The following is a 2,344-nucleotide window of genomic DNA, read 5'->3' as shown; positions in this document are numbered from 1 at the left end:
GCTTTGGGGGACTGGGGGGCACATATCATCGACACTGCCCATGAATTTTTGGAACTGGGCTTGCCCTATGAAGTCAATCCCGTGAAATTGAGCGGTCATAATTCCTTCTTTTTCCCTATGTCCACCACACTGGAATTTAAATTCCCCGAACGTGGTATAAAGCCTCCCCTGACCATCACTTGGTATGATGGGCTGGACAATATCCCGGCTGTGCCTGAAGGTTATGGTGTTTCCGAACTTGACCCCAACATCCCTCCACCAAGCACAGGTCAGATTCAACCTATCAAACTCAACCCTGGAAAAATCATTTATAGCAAGGATCTGACCTTCAAAGGCGGATCCCATGGAAGTACACTGTCCATTATTCCTGAGGAAAAGGCAAAGGAATGGGAGTCCAAACTTCCTAAGGTGCCCCAAAGCCCATCCAACCACTTTGCCAATTTCCTAAAAGCATGCAAAGGAGAGGAAAAGACAAGGTCCCCATTTGAAATTGCGGGACCGCTGAGTCAGGTATTCTGCCTGGGTGTAATGGCCCAACAAATGGGAGTAAAACTGGAATTTGACAGAGAAACAAGACAAATCATCAACAACCCGCTAGCCAATCAGGTCTTGGCAGGCATGCCGCCGAGGAAAGGCTGGGAGGAGTTTTATCGGGTTTAGTACTTGAACTTAAATAATCAGAGCCACTGGGGGAATGCCGGTGGCTTTTTTGTTTACTGCTTTCTACGCAAACAAAAAACAATGTTTACTTACAATTATCATGATATTTGTAAGTATTACTTCAAAATATCATGAAATTATTAAAGTAAGCCTAAGGATAAATTGGTTCCCAAGGCTTATAGTCAGAAGTGAATTTGTGAAGCTTCCCTGAGGTATGTTCCTCAATTCTACTCCAAGGATATTCAGAATGGCCAATGTAAAACTTGTCAAAAGCTTGAGAGTATAGGATGTAGATGTAAAAGTTCATAATCTAAAAATGCAAAAAGCCTTGCATTTATGCAAGGCTTTCGCTCCCCCTCTAGGGCTTGAACCTAGGACCCCATGATTAACAGTCATGTGCTCTAACCAACTGAGCTAAGGAGGAATATTATTTACTTTGTCAACCCCCTTTGGTTAACGTGTCGCAAACTTAGCAGGTTGTGCCATTTATTCCAAATGCATTCACTAAAAATTATAACATTCCACCCACTACAATCAATATCAATCCTATAAATCAGGAAGTTATTTTTTAATTTTCTATTCCACCTCAGGTTGGACTTCTAAAGGTTTTGGAAGTTTGGTCAATAATTTATTATAAATATAAGTTACCCCCAGCACCATCAATCCGGCAATCACGGCCAATAACACATTATAATAAGGTGGGGCACTCAATGTAAGTCTAAGAAATATGGTTGCCAGTGCAAATGAAGAATAACGGAAAAGGTTATAGTATTTGCTGGTATACCTCAAAGAGAATAGGAGGATGAATACATCTGTGAAAATCAGGAGCGTATAAAACAGTTTGATACTGTAAATAAACTCATGGGTCTGATAAGCAGAAATAACATCAAAAATACCCAAACCTATAAATGAAACGGTGAGGTAAATGGAAATCAGCTTTTTGATGGCAACAAATCCCTTTTGCTCTTCATAACTTTGGGTAATACGGATATGTCTTTGTGCCCGGTAAAACAAACCCGTGATCAGGAATATCAAGATCGCTCCAAATGCATCGGATACTATCGGGAGTAGTTCATATAAAAACCCCACATCCCAAGTCAGTTCACCTAAATAATGCCCAAATTCCTTGAATGCATCTCTCAGCAACAAGAGGGAAATGATCTCAAACTGTTTGCCTACCGAATCAGCCACTGATTTCGGAATAAGGAAAATCAAGCCTAGTACCTCAAATACCAACAAGATATTGAAAGCCAATTCGATGGCAAAAAACGCTGTGAAACTTTCACCTAAATCGACAATATCCAAATAAGACAAGAGTCCTACCAATAGCCCTATCACAAAAAAGACAACAACAATGTTACTGATCAATTTAGATACAGGGGCACTTTCCCAATGCTCATCCAGTTGGTCAAAAACCTGAATCTGCCAACGAAATAATTTTTTGATCATATTAATTTCTGTTTATTGTTTACTCATGAAACCCCTCTATACTAAAGGTCAGATGGCTTGTAGGTTTGAATATTTTCACCATTCATGTATCAAATTTCTGAGGTACAAATTATGGATAATGTTAACTTTTTGTATTTCAATTAGTTTCTGATGGCCATGATTTTCATAAAATTTCATAAATTTAAGAATTGAGCAAATTTTAAATTGCAAGATAAATCGCTTTAGAAAACATAAA

Annotated in this window: 2 protein-coding genes, 1 tRNA gene and 1 pseudogene; 1 reads left to right on the top strand and 3 read right to left on the bottom strand. The window is 39.0% G+C overall.

What is annotated here, in order from left to right; translation table 11 throughout:
* Positions 1-660: pseudogene (locus tag ACEW8U_RS03970) on the top strand (gfo/Idh/MocA family oxidoreductase); the annotation flags it as partial.
* Between the two features lie 151 nt (positions 661-811).
* On the opposite strand, the gene ACEW8U_RS03965 reads toward ACEW8U_RS03970, so the two are convergent.
* The 3 genes from ACEW8U_RS03965 to ACEW8U_RS03955 all read right to left on the bottom strand — a co-directional run bounded on the left by ACEW8U_RS03965 (position 812) and on the right by ACEW8U_RS03955 (position 2,109).
* On the bottom strand, positions 812-967 hold the full coding sequence (locus ACEW8U_RS03965) for a GIY-YIG nuclease family protein (RefSeq protein ID WP_373520736.1): 156 nt from the start codon (positions 965-967) through the stop codon (positions 812-814).
* Positions 968-1,010: 43 nt separating this feature from the next.
* Positions 1,011-1,084: transfer RNA gene (locus tag ACEW8U_RS03960), tRNA-Asn, on the bottom strand.
* 152 nt (positions 1,085-1,236) lie between these two features.
* Positions 1,237-2,109 carry a hypothetical protein gene (locus ACEW8U_RS03955; RefSeq protein WP_373520735.1) on the bottom strand — a complete coding sequence of 291 codons (873 nt, stop codon included), beginning with the start codon at positions 2,107-2,109 and terminating at the stop codon, positions 1,237-1,239.
* Between the last annotated feature and the right edge of the window lie 235 nt (positions 2,110-2,344).

It is taken from the genome of Aquiflexum sp., from assembly GCF_041751335.1.
Taxonomy (GTDB): domain Bacteria; phylum Bacteroidota; class Bacteroidia; order Cytophagales; family Cyclobacteriaceae; genus Aquiflexum.
The sequence above is the reverse complement of the archived record's forward strand: the minus strand, read 5'-3'. Positions and strand labels throughout refer to the sequence as shown.